The following is a 13,018-nucleotide window of genomic DNA, read 5'->3' as shown; positions in this document are numbered from 1 at the left end:
GCCCTCCCTGCCCATGCCCGGAAGGGAACACACCCGCATGGCAGGCCACATCCAAGACCGCTGGTACAAGATCGAAGGTGCCTCCAACGGAGGGCCCCGCCGCGTACGGACTGACCGCTATGGCGCGGGTCTGCGGTACCGCGCCCGCTACATCGGTCCGGACGGGACCGAGAAGAGCAAGTCCTTCCCCGATGGGCAAAAGCGACTGGCTGACCAGTGGCTGGCCCACATCGAGGCCGACATGTCACGGGGGCAGTACCTCGACCCCCAGGCCGGCCGAGTGACGTTTGGGCAGTACGCCGAGAAATGGCTGAACACGCAGACCACCGACATGACCACGCGCGAGTCAGTCGAGTCCGCCATACGCGGCCACGCGATCCCCTATCTCGGACCGCGACCGCTCGGTTCCTTCAAGCCGGAACACATCCGGGACTGGCTGAGCGAATTGGAGCAGGTCGTACACGCGTCGTCGTACCGGCGTGTGATCTACAACAACGTGTCGACGGTCCTCAATGCGGCTGTAGACGATGGCCACTTGACCAAGAATCCCTGCCACGCTCAATCCGTTCGGCCCCCTGCTGCGGGCACGGGTCGGATCATGCCGTGGGGTGCTGAGCGCGTTTTCGCCGTACGGGCAGCGCTGCCGGAGCGCTATCACGCGACCGTTGACCTCGGAGGCGGATGCGGACTCCGGCAAGGGGAGATCTTCGGGCTTCCTGCCGAGGGAATCGACCTCGACTCGGGATGGCTACATGTCGCGAACCAGGTGAAGGTGACGAAGGGAGGTCTCGTGTTCGCACCGCCGAAGCAGAACAAGGAGCGCGACGTCCCTTTGCCCGATCGCGTGGCGCACATTCTCAAGCAGCACATGGAGACGTTCCCCCCTGTCGACGTCACCTTGCCGTGGCTCCGACCTGACGGCCCGTCCGTCACCAAGCGGCTGCTGTTCACCCGTCTCGACGGGAAGGGCCCGGTTCGACGAACAGACTTCAATGACCGCGCGTGGAAACCTGCTCTGGTCACGGCTGGAGTCATCCCCGTGCCGAAGCCGGGTGAGCGCCATCAGGCTGCCCGAGAACACGGCATGCACGCCCTCCGCCACTTCTACGCCTCGATCCTTTTGGACGCCGGCGAAAACATCAAGGCCTTGAGCCACTACCTCGGACACAACGACCCGGGATTCACACTCCGGGTCTACACGCACCTTCTGCCAAGCAGTGACGCGCGGGCCCGGACAGCCGTGGATGGCCTTTACCAGCACGTCGAGGAGGGCATCTGAGAGTACCGAAGCCGTCGACTTGAGGTCGGCGGCTTCGAATCAAGCCCGTCAGTCACTGAATCGGCCTCCTAAATGGGTATATCTCGGCCTTGCTCAGAATTCCAAACCTGTTGCGCCAGGTCCTTGAGCGCTGGCGATCTTAGGCGAGAATGGAACGCTCCACTTGGCGACGCACGCTCATTCGACATCACCATTTCATCCTCTCCGACCAAAGAGCGGATCGTTTCGTAGGAGCGATCATAAAGCGAACACGACTCACCCAAGGAAGAGGAATCGATATCGGGTGAAGATGCAGCCCGCTTGACTACAGCATCACGAAACCCTTCGATAATCGGAATCAACGACTGCACCGCCATAAATCGACGCACATGCTCGTCAATCTCGTAGCCGCCAATCGACATGTGACGCGAAGGGGAAAAAATCTTTCGAAGGGAGGCATTCGCTGTGGCAACGAGAGATTCAGCGTCAGTCAAAGCATTGCGGAAAAGTTCTGCCGTAAAGGGGGAGAGCCGCCGCACCGCCGCTGGTTCTCCTCGACTTCCTACAGTGGCGAAAGCTCGACGGATCCCACCCTCAACAGCCGATTCCAAATATTCCGGCGAAATAGAATCCTGCTGAACGTTGTCAAGGACCCGGCGTACAGATTGCGTCTGACGCAGCAGCTGATCCAACTTGGACTCGACCAAGCTGAGGCGGTCCTCATTCGAAGTCTCTTCGAGCCGACGAATAATCGAACTGATTGCCGCAGGGAAGTCTTCTGGAAATCGCATCGGAGAGTACAGCAGGACACGAGAAAACGATGTTGCCAATTGATCCGCAAGTGGCTCAGCAAGGTACCCATTCACGATGAGCACGGTTGCCACATTCGCCCCTTCTCGCTGGAGCGACTTTGCCGCATTAGCAAGCCGGTCAGCTTCCGGCGCATGTAGGACGGATTGAGTTATTTGAATAGCACATCCAGCGTGATCGCCGACCCCCACCCAGTAATCAGCAACGAACGCCGGCTTCTTCCTCAAGCTCTTGGACTGCTCGAAAACCCATCCGTTTGAATCCAGAATTCGTGCCACATCAGACCGCACATCATCCGGTGTGGAAACCTCAAACTGTTGCCGAGCCACTTCGCGCACCATGGCACGCGTAACGTCAGTTCCTGCCCTGGCGCTGGCTTCGTAGGCGTGATAGAAAAGACGGATTACTTTACGAGCGTTTCCGCCGGCCAATTCAACGAGGTACGAGATGGAGTCATCGGTGAAAGGGGCCAGATCGTCTGATTCCCTACCGAGGGCATTACGCACATACTGACGCGCATCTTCGAAAGACAAAGCAGTCGGGCGCACAAGAGAGGAGATCCTCTGCTTCGCGTCATCGGGCAGAACCTCCACGAAGTCGGGCAGCCCACTGAGAACAAGGAGGGAGCGCGACTGACCAAAAACCTCTAGCAATTTCTTGAAGGCTAGAACTGCACCTTCATCCATACCGCTTCGCGTATCGCGCGAGAGCACCTTTTCGAACTCGTCGACGATGAGAACGAAGTGTTGATGCTGCCTGCCGTAGAGAAAAGCGAAGACACCAATCGCTTCTAGAGCAGAGATATCATCGTTAATAGTTCGCCGGATACCCCGTTCCTGCAGAACTGTGTCTGCGGGATGTCCCGCAAGCCATTCCCAGACCGCGGCTTCAAATTCCGGTCTCATAAAAAGACCTAGCGCCGTGCCAAACTCTTCTTGCTCCGTGATGTCCTTAAGTCGTTCTTGCAGCCGCTGCTGGAAGGTGGACTCTGGCAACCCAAATCGCTGAACAATATCCTGTGGTGATGCTTGACGTTCAAGAAGAAGCCTTGCCACGTTCTCCGTCAGTGGCGATTGGCCAAGCTCCTCGGCCACAATATCAGCGTAGTATTCGGCGACACGCTGCCTGAGGTCTTTCCGGTCCAACTGCCCGAAGAAACGATCGCGATACAATGCTAGAAAGTTATCTGCTGGCGCATCTACATAGAAAGAGTGGACTGACTCATCATCCCGACTTCTAATGCGCCGAAGGATTTCGACAGACAAATGCGTCTTGCCTGTTCCATACTCGCCGACGATGGCGATTACATTGCCATCAACTGGGCGACCCTTCGCCGCTTTGATATCGTCATTCTGCGCCAAATACTGATCGACGTACGCTAGCGCCTGCGCTACGGCCGGAGTCTCGATACTGAAGGCGTCTGCGCCCAGCGGAGAGAAGCGCGCCACAGCCGAAACGGGAAACGGGTTCTCGTTCCAACGTTTTGAAGTATGTCCGCCTTGGGAGGTCATGACAACAGCGCTTTCTCTGCGTAATACTGGGTGAAATCTGAATAACCAACTCGATTACTTGCCGATGTGACCGCCGCATCAAACACGCTCTCGCATGTCATCTGCAACTCCCTGATGGTCGTCTGCCCACGCCCCCGTATGCGTGTCTGCATGAATTTGAGGACAGTTGCCTCATCGGTGACCGGGCAGTGAGCACTCTGAGTGGCAGTTCGAGCAATGCGCGAGTTTACAAAATTCCAACCGTCACTCTCATCCAGCACGTCCAGCATCAGATGTGTTATGGGTTTGGCTGCCGGATTCGGCTCGATTGCGGCCACTGCTTCATATGACGACTCACAAAAGAAGACCAGCATCTTCTGAGTGTAACTACTATAGCTGCGCACTTCCTCGACAAGTTCCGACGGCGGAAGAAGGAGAATAATTACGAGTCCTGCCCGCGCTAGTAGTCTCGACAGGTAAGGATAGAATTGAGCCGGCTCGTCGTTCCTCTTCTCAAGTTCTTCATAAGTCCTGTCGTCAAAGGCTCGCCGCAGGTGAAGCTCATCATGGATGCGCCGACAAATATGTCGAATGCGCGCTTGAGTATCAATGCCCAGCAGACCATCAGAGGTAAGATCGATGATTTCGATCTTCGCTGGCGACGGCATCGGAGTGAGGAACTCCCGTGTCTCCCAAGCGCAGCGGTGCATCAGTGAAGTTTTACCGCAGCCTTGAGGACCCGTAATAAGGACCAGTTTGCCACTCTTTGTGAAATCAAAGTCAGCTTGCAATTCTTCTTTGTAAGAAAAAAAAGCCTCCTGACTATGATCAACTGGTACGTACAGGTCTGCGTGCTCCGCTGTTTCCCACGGACAAAGTGGCCGCCCATCAGTTCTAGAGCGGTCGGGAAGCGTGAATGGATTTAGCACAACGTCTCCGGGCCAGTGAAACCGATGCTTGTCAAGGACTTACAGAAGATGGCGTCTTCTTGCGGGAGGGCCGCAACCAAATGGGGAAAAAAGAAGCCACCGAGGAAGCCACTTTTTCCGCATCAGCCTCCAATCGAGATAGATGCGATCGCACCCTCTCCGCCCTCAATCGTGTGTCGTCTTGAGAGCCCGCCCAGCCCAAATCAAGATCCTTGCCATATCGAGGTCCTTCTAGTTCACCGACAAGCCGCTCCACGAAAGGCCACGTGCCGCGAAGGCCCGCCTTCCGCAAGGTGGCAATGAATTGCATGCGACGTTGATCGATGATTGCTGTACTCGGTTTGCCGCCCGCAGACGATTCAAGCCATTCGGAAACGTATTGGTTCAGGGCATCACGGAAAGTACTCACTGCTATCCGCAGCTCTTCCGCAGCAGTAAGTTTCCTTGCCCGAGCACCTTGAGCCTCGGCGGCAAACATTGTCAGCAGCGAGCCAATGATGATCGGAAGTAGCCACGACAAGAAGGGGAAGGAAGACTCCTCCTTCGGGCTATTACCTTGAGATAAAGCTGCCGAGTCGACCAGCGCTCGGCAAACTTTTCGAAAGTTGACGGGTTGTTTCTTCCGCCATGAACCGATTGCATCATTACCAGAAAATTCCTGGCGGCTGGCCTGTAGCGTCTTTACCGTACTGCTCTCGGATAGAACGCCTAACGCAATGCCAGCATCTACCAGGTCCTTGCGATTCTCTCGCGAGAGACAGAAAACGACCTCCGAGTCGCTTGTCGTCGCGGCTTCAGCAGGTGTTCCTGGCAATGAAAGAAGGGACACCGCACTAGCGATCATCAGAAACCGCAGGATCAACCGTCTCGCCAACGCCCCCCGCCTTCGCCTCTCAAATGCGTGCACATCGATTGGTGTAGGCAGATTGTGTCACGCCCGGTTGGTGCCACGCAGGCAGTTGGTAAGACAGAAGCACAGGCGTCCGTCGCCAACGCCGAGGCCACTCTCTCGTCGCTACGAGACCGCCGACGTGTCCAGTGACGGCCCACAGACGGCCCAGCGCCGTGGCAGGCGCCCATCGTTGGCGTGGCCACGGCACTGTGGGCTGTAGGCGGCGCAGAAATAGCAGGTCAGAGAACCGGCAGGTTCTTCCGCAGCTCGAACGCCGTGACCTCGCTGCGGTACTCCTCCCACTCCTGCCGCTTGTTGCGCAGGAAGAAGTCGAAGACGTGCTCGCCGAGGGCCTCGGCGACGAGGTCGCTGCGTTCCATCAGGGTCAGGGCCTCGCCGAGGTTCTGCGGGAGCGGCTCGATGCCCATCGCGCGGCGTTCCGCGTCGGAGAGGGCCCAGACGTCGTCCTCGGCACCGGGGGGAAGTTCGTAGCCCTCTTCGATGCCCTTCAGGCCGGCGGCCAAGAGCAGCGCGTACGCCAGGTACGGGTTCGCGCCCGAGTCCAGGGAGCGGACCTCGACCCGTGCCGAGCCCGTCTTGCCGGGCTTGTACATGGGGACGCGGACCAGGGCGCTGCGGTTGTTGTGGCCCCAGCAGATGTACGAGGGGGCCTCGCCGCCGGCGCCCGCCGTGCGCTCGGAGCCGCCCCAGATGCGCTTGTAGGAGTTGACCCACTGGTTGGTGACGGCCGAGATCTCCGCCGCGTGCTTCAGCAGGCCCGCGATGAAGGAGCGGCCGACCTTGGAGAGCTGGTACTCCGAGCCGGACTCGTAGAACGCGTTGCGGTCGCCCTCGAAGAGCGAGAGGTGCGTGTGCATTCCGCTTCCCGGGTGTTCCGAGAACGGCTTCGGCATGAAGGTCGCCTGGACTCCCTGCTCCAGTGCCACCTGCTTCATGACCAGGCGGAACGTCATGATGTTGTCCGCCGTGGAGAGCGCGTCGGCGTAGCGGAGGTCGATCTCCTGCTGGCCGGGGGCTCCCTCGTGGTGGGAGAACTCGACCGAGATGCCCATCGACTCCAGCATGGTGATCGCCTGGCGGCGGAAGTCCATGCCGACGTTCTGCGGGGTGTGGTCGAAGTAGCCGGAGTTGTCGGCGGGGGTGGGGCGGGAGCCGTCGAGGGGGCGGTCCTTCAGGAGGAAGAACTCGATCTCCGGGTGGGTGTAGAAGGTGAAGCCCAGGTCGGAGGTCTTGGCGAGGGCGCGCTTGAGCACGTAGCGCGGGTCCGCGAAGGACGGGGAGCCGTCCGGCATGAGGATGTCGCAGAACATGCGCGCCGTGCCGGGCGCCTCGGCACGCCAGGGCAGGACCTGGAAGGTGGAGGGGTCCGGCTTGGCGATCATGTCGGACTCGTACACGCGGGCGAAGCCCTCGATCGCGGAGCCGTCGAAGCCGATGCCTTCGTCGAAGGCCTGTTCCAGCTCGGCGGGGGCCACGGCGACGGACTTGAGGAAGCCCAGCACGTCCGTGAACCACAGCCGTACGAACCGGATGTCGCGCTCCTCCAACGTCCGGAGCACGAACTCCTGCTGCTTGTCCATCTTCCGCTTCCCCATCCTTGCTGGTCAGGCCGCCTGTCCTCGTACCGCAGGAGGCGGTCGGGCACCTGAGCATCCCACCACAACACCATTTCGTGCGCGTTGCCGACCTTGATCGTCCGGCCGTCCTCGGGCTGAACGGCTCACGAACGGCAGGTGACCCGCGCCGATGTCCATGTGATGCCCATCTGCTGACCATCTTGCCTGCTCGGACTGACATTCGTAATGCCTGGCCCGGGGCACTTCGCACTCTTCCGCGGTCTTTGCTGTGGGCGCCCTACGAGAACCCTTTCCTCCCCCACTACGATCAGCGGGTCCCGACCTTCCCGTCCCTTCCCCCAAAAGGACAGACATCTCATGGGTTCCGCGAAGAACACCGGCAACGCGGCGCGCAAGGCCCGCATCGAGGAGATGCGGCGCGCCGAGCAGGCCCGCGAGCGGCGCGCCAAGCTCGTGAAGATCGTGGCGAGCACGGTGGTCGCCGCCGGTCTCGTCATCGGCGGGGTCGCCGTCGTGCACGCGCAGTCCGGCAAGAAGGACAGTTCCGCGAGTGACTCGAAGAACAGCGGTTCGGGGCACTTCGTCGCGGGCTCGGACGGCGTGAACACGTGGAAGGGGACGCTGGGCCGCACCCACGTCACCGGCACGGTGAACTATCCGATGCACCCGCCGGTCGGCGGCAACCACAACCCGGTCTGGCTGAACTGCAACGGCGACGTCTACACCAAGGCCGTCAAGGACGAGAACGCCGTGCACGCGCTGGAGCACGGCGCGGTCTGGGTGACGTACAACAAGAAGGCCTCGGCCGCCGACGTCAAGGCGCTCGCGGCGAAGGTGAAGTCGACGCCGTACTCGCTGATGAGTCCGTACGACAGCCAGAAGGACCCGATCATGCTGTCGGCGTGGGGGCACCAGCGCACGGTGAAGAGCGCGAGCGACCCGGACGTGAACAAGTTCTTCGCCGAGTTCGTGCAGGGCAAGCAGACGCCCGAGCCGGGTGCGGCCTGCACGGGCGGGCTGTCGCAGTGAGGCAGGCTGGACTGATCGCGGGGGCCGCGGCGGTGGCGCTGGTCGCGGCCGGGGCGATCACGTACGCGGTCGCCGAGGACGGCAGTGGGTCCGCCAACTCCTCTACTCCTACGGCGGATTCGGCGGACGCCGGGTTCGCGCGGGACATGGCGGTCCATCATCAGCAGGCCGTCGAGATGTCGTACATCGTGCGGGATCGCACGAAGAACGTGGAAGTGCGGCGGCTCGCATACGACATCGCGCAGACGCAGGCCAACCAACGGGGCATGCTGCTGGGCTGGTTGGACCTGTGGAACCTGCCGAAGGTGTCGGCCGATCCGCCGATGACCTGGATGGGCATGGGTGACATGGCGTCCGGGAAGGACGGCGCGCTGATGCCGGGGATGGCGACCAACACCGAGCTGAAGAAGCTGAATTCACTGAGTGGCAAGCCTGCCGAGGTGTTCTTCCTGCAGCTCATGACGGACCATCACAAGGGCGGGATCCACATGGCCGAGGGGTGTGTGGAGAAGTGCACGGTGGGGGTGGAGAAGCGGCTGGCGCAGGGGATGGTCGACGCGCAGCAGTCGGAGATCCAGCTGATGGCCGACATGCTCAAGGAGCGTGGCGCAAAAGCGCGTTCGTAAAGCGTCCCCGGTCGTTCGTTACACGCCCGTAAGGAAAAAAGCACCCAATTCGCCCCGGCTGACGGTTCCTTGGGTTTCTCTTGACTGTCACGTTCCCCTGGCATGAACGGTTCATCGAAAGAGTGGCCCCACGTGTGATCCATCCGCGGACCCTCCCGCCGCAGGTTCCGTACGGATCGACGACGACCGACCACTCCATGCGTGGAACCGCATAGCAGGGGGTTTTATGAGATCCAATCGCGCCACCATGCGCGCCGGAGTGAGCATGGCAGCGACACTGCCCATGATCGCCGGCGCTCTGGCGCTCGGTATACCCGCGGCGCACGCCGCGGACACCCCGGGCCGGGACGCCCTCGCGGGCACCAAGCCCGCGTGGGCGACGGCCAAGGCGGACAAGGGAGCGACCTCCGACAGCTCCAAGCTCTCCGCCCGGGTCTACCTCGCCGGCCGGAACGCCTCCGGTCTCGCGGCGTACGCCAAGGCCGTCTCCGACCCGGAGTCGGCCCACTACGGCAAGTACCTGAGCGCGGCTCAGGTGCAGCAGCGCTTCGGCGCCACGGCGGCCCAGGTGAGCGCCGTCAAGTCCTGGCTGAAGTCCGCCGGGCTGAAGATCACCGGTACCACGCAGCACTACGTCACCGTCTCCGGTGACGTGGCGGCGGTCGAGAAGGCGTTCAGCACCTCGCTGCACAACTACTCGAAGGGCTCGAAGACCTACCGCGCCCCGTCGAAGACGGCCTCCGCGCCGGACAGCCTCAACGGAGCCGTCCTGACCGTCACCGGTCTCGACAACGCCCCGCACAAGGCGAACCACGACGACACGCTGCCGGGTCCGACCGCGGTGTTCAAGAACTCGGGGCCGTTCTCCTCGTACTACGGCTCCAACACCGCGAGCACCCTGCCTTCGGCATACGGCCAGAAGATCCCGTACGCGATCGAGGGCTACACCGGCAAGCAGCTGCGGGCCGCCTACGGCGCCGGAAAGTACACCGGCAAGGGCGTGCGCGTCGCCATCACCGACGCCTACGCCTCGCCGACCATCGCCTTCGACGCGGCCACCTACGCGAAGAAGCACGGCGACGCCACCTGGAAGACCAGCCAGCTGAAGCAGGTCCTGCCCAGCAACTACACGCACACCGGCGCCGACGAGTGCGACGCCTCGGGCTGGTACGGCGAGGAGACCCTCGACGTCGAGGCCGTGCACGCGGTGGCTCCGGACGCGAACGTCACGTACGTGGGCGCCGCCTCCTGCCTGGACGACGACCTGCTCGACTCGCTGAGCAAGGTCGTCGACAACCACCTGGCCGACATCGTCTCCAACTCGTGGGGCGACATCGAGGCCAACCAGACCCCGGACCTCGCGGCCGCCTACGACCAGGTGTTCCAGCTGGGCGCGGTCGAGGGCATCGGCTTCTACTTCTCCTCCGGTGACAACGGCGACGAGGTCGCCAACACCAAGGTGAAGCAGGTCGACACCCCGGCCAACTCGGCGTGGGTGACGGCGGTCGGCGGTACCTCCCTCGCCGTGGGCAAGGGCGACAAGTACCTGTGGGAGACCGGCTGGGGCACCGAGAAGGCCCTGCTGTCGACCGACGGCAAGAGCTGGACCAACTTCCCCGGCGCCTTCACCTCGGGCGCGGGCGGCGGCACCAGCAAGACCGTGAACGAGCCCTTCTACCAGAAGGGTGTCGTCCCGGACGCGCTCGCCAAGGCCAACAGCGCCACCGGCAACCGTGTCGTCCCGGACATCTCGGCGATCGCCGACCCGAACACCGGCTTCAAGGTCGGCCAGACGCAGACCCAGTCGGACGGGTCGGAGTCGTACAGCGAGTACCGGATCGGCGGCACCTCGCTCGCCTCCCCGGTGATCGCGGCGGTCCAGGCCCTGGCCCAGCAGGCGCGCGGCGGCAAGGCGATCGGTTTCGCCAACCCGTCGATCTACGCCAAGTACGGCACGAAGGTCTACCACGACGTGACCGACAAGCCGACCGGCACGGACCTCGCGGTCGCCCGCGTGGACTTCGCCAACGGCTTCGACGCCACCAACGGCCTGCTGACCTCGGTCCGCAGCCTCGGCAAGGACAGCTCGCTGTCCGCGGTCAAGGGCTACGACGACGTGACCGGCGTGGGTACGCCCGCGAACGGCTACGTCGAGTCGTACGCCTCCCCCAAGGGTCACCACTGACCCGGTAGGCGGTAGGCGAGTCACCTGTTGATGGGGTGGCGTGGGGTATTCGACACCCCGCGCCACCCCATCGCGTCTCACTGACGATTACAGTGGACCCGTGCCTCCACTGAACTTCTGGTCGATCTATCAGCACGGCTTCGCCCGCGTCGCCGCCTGCACGGGCCACACCGTGATCGCGGACCCGCACGCCAACGCCGAAGCCGTCATGCGCCACGCCCGCCGGTGCGACGAGGAGGGCGTGGCCGTCGCCGTCTTCGCGGAGATGGGCCTGTGCGGCTACTCCATCGAGGACCTGCTGCTCCAGGACGCGCTGCTCGACCAGGTCGAGGAGGCGCTGCGGGACGTGGTGACGGGGTCCGCGGACCTGCTCCCGGTGCTGGTCGTCGGCGCCCCGCTGCGCCACCGCAACCGGATCTACAACTGCGCGGTGCTGGTGCACCGGGGCCGGATCCTGGGCGTCGTACCGAAGTCGTACCCGCCGAACTACCGCGAGTTCTACGAGCGCCGCCAGATCGCCGACGGCGCCGACGAGCGCGGCGGGTCGATCCGCGTCGGCGGGGTCGAAGTCCCGTTCGGCGTGGACCTGTTGTTCGCGGCGCGGGACGTCCCGTCCCTCGTGCTCCACGCGGAGATCTGCGAGGACATGTGGGTGCCGGTACCGCCGAGCGCCGAGGCCGCCCTGGCGGGCGCCACGGTCCTCGTGAACCTCTCCGGCAGCCCGATCACGGTCGGCCGCGCCGAGGACCGCAAACTGCTCTGCCGCTCGGGGTCCGCGCGTTGCCTCGCCGCGTACGTCTACGCGGCGGCCGGCCTCGGCGAGTCGACCACCGACCTGTCCTGGGACGGCCAGGCGATGATCTACGAGAACGGCGCACTGCTGGCCGAGACCGACCGCTTCCCGCTGGGCGACGAGTACGCGGTGGCCGACGTCGACCTCGACCTGCTGCGGCAGGAGCGGCAGCGGATGGGCACGTTCGACGACAACCGCCGTACGCACCGGGCGAGGACGTCGGACTTCCGCACGGTGGACTTCGAACTCGCGCCGCCCCTGGGTGACTTGGGGCTGCGGCGGCGCCTGGAACGCTTCCCGTTCGTGCCGGCCGACGCGGAGCGGCTCGCGCAGGACTGCTACGAGGCGTACAACATCCAGGTCGAGGGCCTGCAGCAGCGGCTCGCGGCGATCGGCGGCCCGAAGGTCGTCATCGGGGTGTCGGGCGGCCTGGACTCGACGCACGCGCTGATCGTCGCCGCGCGGGCGATGGACCGCGCGGGCCGTCCGCGCAGCGACATCCTGGCCTGGACGCTGCCCGGTTTCGCGACCAGCGACCACACGAAGGACAACGCGCACGCGCTGATGCGGGCGATCGGCGTCACGGCGGCGGAACTCGACATCACGCCCACGGCACGCCTCATGCTGAAGGAGATGGGCCACCCCTTCGCCTCCGGCGAGCCGGTGTACGACATCACCTTCGAGAACGTGCAGGCGGGCCTGCGCACGGACTACCTGTTCCGCCTCGCCAACCAGCGCAACGGCATCGTGCTGGGCACGGGCGACCTGTCGGAACTGGCGCTGGGCTGGTCGACGTACGGCGTCGGCGACCAGATGAGCCACTACAACGTCAACTCCGGCGTACCGAAGACCCTGATCCAGCACCTGATCCGCTGGGTGGTGAGCAGCGACCAGTTCGACGAGGAGACCGGCAAGATCCTCACCGCGATCCTCGACACGGAGATCAGCCCGGAGCTGGTGCCCGGCGAGGAGATGCAGTCCACGGAGTCGAAGATCGGCCCGTACGCCCTGCACGACTTCACCCTGTTCCACGTCCTGCGCTACGGCTTCCGCCCGTCGAAGATCGCCTTCCTGGCGTGGCACGCGTGGCACGAGGTGGAGGCGGGGGCCTGGCCGCCCGGGTTCCCGGAGGCGAAGCGGGTCGCGTACGACCTGCCGGAGATCCGGTCCTGGCTGGAGGTGTTCTGTCGGCGGTTCTTCGGGTTCGCGCAGTTCAAGCGGTCGGCGATGCCCAATGGACCCAAGGTTTCGGCGGGGGGTTCGTTGTCGCCCCGGGGGGACTGGCGGGCTCCTTCGGACGGGTCGGCCACGGCTTGGCTGCGGGATCTGGCGCGGTTCGACCAGTGAGCTGGTCGTCGGCGGCCCTGGCTTCCGAAGGTCGGCGGTAAGCGGGGACGCACGGCGTCGT

The 13,018-nt window shown here is 63.5% G+C and carries 9 protein-coding genes; 5 read left to right on the top strand and 4 right to left on the bottom strand.

The features are described from left to right. The first annotated feature begins 37 nt into the window (after window positions 1-37). Window positions 38-1,279, top strand: coding sequence for a tyrosine-type recombinase/integrase (locus ACWDEW_RS25375; RefSeq protein ID WP_450515231.1), 1,242 nt, complete (start codon window positions 38-40; stop codon window positions 1,277-1,279). A 68-nt stretch (window positions 1,280-1,347) separates the two neighbouring features. Here the strand turns inward: ACWDEW_RS25375 and ACWDEW_RS25370 are convergent, their stop codons facing one another. From ACWDEW_RS25370 to glnA, 4 genes are all read right to left on the bottom strand, one after another. Then, window positions 1,348-3,579, bottom strand: a complete 2,232-nt coding sequence (locus ACWDEW_RS25370) for a hypothetical protein (RefSeq protein WP_450515230.1) — start codon at window positions 3,577-3,579, stop codon at window positions 1,348-1,350. Further along, window positions 3,576-4,487: a hypothetical protein gene (locus ACWDEW_RS25365; protein WP_450515228.1), complete on the bottom strand. Its 912-nt coding sequence runs from the start codon at window positions 4,485-4,487 to the stop codon at window positions 3,576-3,578. Before ACWDEW_RS25365 ends, ACWDEW_RS25370 begins: the two co-directional genes overlap by 4 nt. A 31-nt stretch (window positions 4,488-4,518) precedes the next feature. Beyond that, complete coding sequence (locus ACWDEW_RS25360) at window positions 4,519-5,331, bottom strand: hypothetical protein (protein ID WP_450515226.1); 813 nt, start codon at window positions 5,329-5,331, stop codon at window positions 4,519-4,521. Between the two features lie 287 nt (window positions 5,332-5,618). Further along, window positions 5,619-6,980, bottom strand: coding sequence for a type I glutamate--ammonia ligase (glnA, locus tag ACWDEW_RS25355; protein ID WP_093631824.1), 1,362 nt, complete (start codon window positions 6,978-6,980; stop codon window positions 5,619-5,621). A gap of 354 nt (window positions 6,981-7,334) precedes the next feature. Here glnA and ACWDEW_RS25350 point away from each other — a divergent pair, with 354 nt between their 5' ends. The 4 genes from ACWDEW_RS25350 to ACWDEW_RS25335 all read left to right on the top strand — a co-directional run bounded on the left by ACWDEW_RS25350 (window position 7,335) and on the right by ACWDEW_RS25335 (window position 12,957). Further along, window positions 7,335-8,006, top strand: a complete 672-nt coding sequence (locus tag ACWDEW_RS25350; RefSeq protein WP_450515224.1) for a DUF3105 domain-containing protein — start codon at window positions 7,335-7,337, stop codon at window positions 8,004-8,006. Further along, a complete protein-coding gene (locus tag ACWDEW_RS25345; protein WP_450515223.1) occupies window positions 8,003-8,632 on the top strand; it encodes a DUF305 domain-containing protein in 630 nt (209 codons plus the stop codon). Before ACWDEW_RS25350 ends, ACWDEW_RS25345 begins: the two co-directional genes overlap by 4 nt. A gap of 265 nt (window positions 8,633-8,897) precedes the next feature. Then, the gene (locus tag ACWDEW_RS25340) at window positions 8,898-10,817 is read left to right on the top strand and encodes a S53 family peptidase (RefSeq protein WP_450515221.1); all 1,920 of its coding nucleotides are present in this window, start codon (window positions 8,898-8,900) and stop codon (window positions 10,815-10,817) included. Between the two features lie 100 nt (window positions 10,818-10,917). Further along, window positions 10,918-12,957 carry an NAD(+) synthase gene (locus tag ACWDEW_RS25335; protein WP_450515220.1) on the top strand — a complete coding sequence of 680 codons (2,040 nt, stop codon included), beginning with the start codon at window positions 10,918-10,920 and terminating at the stop codon, window positions 12,955-12,957. Window positions 12,958-13,018 lie beyond the last annotated feature (61 nt).

Source organism: Streptomyces sp. NPDC001100 (assembly GCF_053598575.1).
Note: the sequence above shows the minus strand (reverse complement) of the source record. Positions and strands in the feature narration are given on the sequence as shown.

Coding starts and splice junctions, on each gene's coding strand:
- ACWDEW_RS25375 (WP_450515231.1), top strand. CDS start 38: ATGGCAGGCCACATCCAAGACCGCTGGTACAAGATCGAAGGTGCCTCC.
- ACWDEW_RS25370 (WP_450515230.1), bottom strand. CDS start 3,579: ATGACCTCCCAAGGCGGACATACTTCAAAACGTTGGAACGAGAACCCG.
- ACWDEW_RS25360 (WP_450515226.1), bottom strand. CDS start 5,331: ATGATCGCTAGTGCGGTGTCCCTTCTTTCATTGCCAGGAACACCTGCT.
- glnA (WP_093631824.1), bottom strand. CDS start 6,980: ATGGACAAGCAGCAGGAGTTCGTGCTCCGGACGTTGGAGGAGCGCGAC.
- ACWDEW_RS25350 (WP_450515224.1), top strand. CDS start 7,335: ATGGGTTCCGCGAAGAACACCGGCAACGCGGCGCGCAAGGCCCGCATC.
- ACWDEW_RS25340 (WP_450515221.1), top strand. CDS start 8,898: ATGGCAGCGACACTGCCCATGATCGCCGGCGCTCTGGCGCTCGGTATA.